General features: G+C 68.3%; 3 protein-coding genes. All 3 read right to left on the reverse strand.

Annotated features, from left to right (window positions below; genetic code table 11):
- Positions 1–254: 254 nt before the first annotated feature.
- The gene (locus tag QH196_RS05680; RefSeq protein WP_062977189.1) at positions 255–554 is read right to left on the reverse strand and encodes a hypothetical protein; all 300 of its coding nucleotides are present in this window, start codon (positions 552–554) and stop codon (positions 255–257) included.
- Positions 555–605: 51 nt separating this feature from the next.
- Positions 606–914, reverse strand: a complete 309-nt coding sequence (locus tag QH196_RS05685) for a WXG100 family type VII secretion target (protein ID WP_062977187.1) — start codon at positions 912–914, stop codon at positions 606–608.
- A gap of 76 nt (positions 915–990) precedes the next feature.
- A partial coding sequence (locus QH196_RS05690; protein ID WP_280414687.1) for an ESX secretion-associated protein EspG occupies positions 991–1,273 on the reverse strand: 283 nt, incomplete at its 5' end.

Consider the following 1,273-nt stretch of genomic DNA (forward strand, 5'->3'; position numbering starts at 1 on the left):
CCCCCAAGGGGGTGGTGATCGACCACACCGCCCTCGCGCAGCTGGTCGCCGGGCATCGGTCCGGTATCTACGCCGAAACCGTCGAGCGGGGCGGCGGCCGCCCGCGGGCCCACGCCCCCACCACCACCGTCGCCGGCGACCCCGCCCACCCCCCCCCGGGCCCCCCCCCCCCCCCCCTCCCCGCCGGCGGCGGGTGGCCCCCCCCCCCCCCCCCCCGGCCCGGTGCCGTCCGTACGCCGAAACGGTGGTTCCGGTCAGCCGAAGGCGGCGAACCCGTCCCCGATCTTCTTATCGGTCTCCAGCGCGCGCTGCAGCGCGTTCTCGACCGCGATGGCGAGCTGGTCCAGCTTGTGCAGGGTGTCCTCGAGTTCGGTGTTCACCGACGCGTGCGCGGCGGTGAAACCCTCCTGGGCGCCCTGGCTGGCCATGGCCTGCAGGAAGTTGTCCTTGGCGGTCCCCAGGGCCTCGATTTCGCCCTGGATCTTGCTGCCCTCGGTCTTCAGCGAGTCGAACAGCGCCTCCATAGTGGGGCGGTCGTACAAAATATCGCTCATGTTCCCAATTCCTTCTCAGTCGAGCAGATAGGTGAATGCCGCGAGGCAGGTCTACAGGCTGGTGTAGCCGCCGCCGGGGATGAAGGCATCCTCATCCATGCCCAGGATCGTCTGGGTGGCATCCTCGGTGGCCTGGGTCAGCTCGTCGAGCTTCTGATTCAGGCGGTCGGACTCGTCGCTCCACGCCTGCGAGGTGGTGACGAACGAGGCGTTCGCATCACCCTTCCAGCCCGCACGGGCCGCATCGCTGGCCGAATCGACGGCTTTCACCGACAGCCGCAGATTCTCGATCGCCTGATACATTTCGCCGGTCGCCTTCTTGACCAGCTCGAGGTCGAGATCAACACCCTGAGTTGACATTACGGTGTTCCTTTCCTGAGGTTGAATTTCCGCCGAGATCGCAGGATCTCGCGCCGGTGGGTTGTCACCTGGGGAATTACGGTGTCAGCCACCTCCCCCCGGGCAGGCCCTCGAGCAACGTGGCAATTGCCTGCGTCACCCGATGGTCGCTACCCGTTGTGACCGTCGACCAGATCTGTCGATCCGGCGAGACCGTGGGCGCGGCGGCGAGCCGGCCGCGATCGGTGTCGTAGACCGCGACCGCGCCCGGTGCGCGCGTGCTGAGTCCGTCCTCATGGCTGTAGGCCACGATTTCGGTGAAGCCCCGGCAGGAGGCGAACGCCGCGGCGAGCACCGTGGCATCGCGGTCCCCCACCCCC

Origin of the sequence: Nocardia carnea, assembly GCF_029868325.1 — a bacterium.
GTDB lineage: Bacteria > Actinomycetota > Actinomycetes > Mycobacteriales > Mycobacteriaceae > Nocardia > Nocardia carnea_C.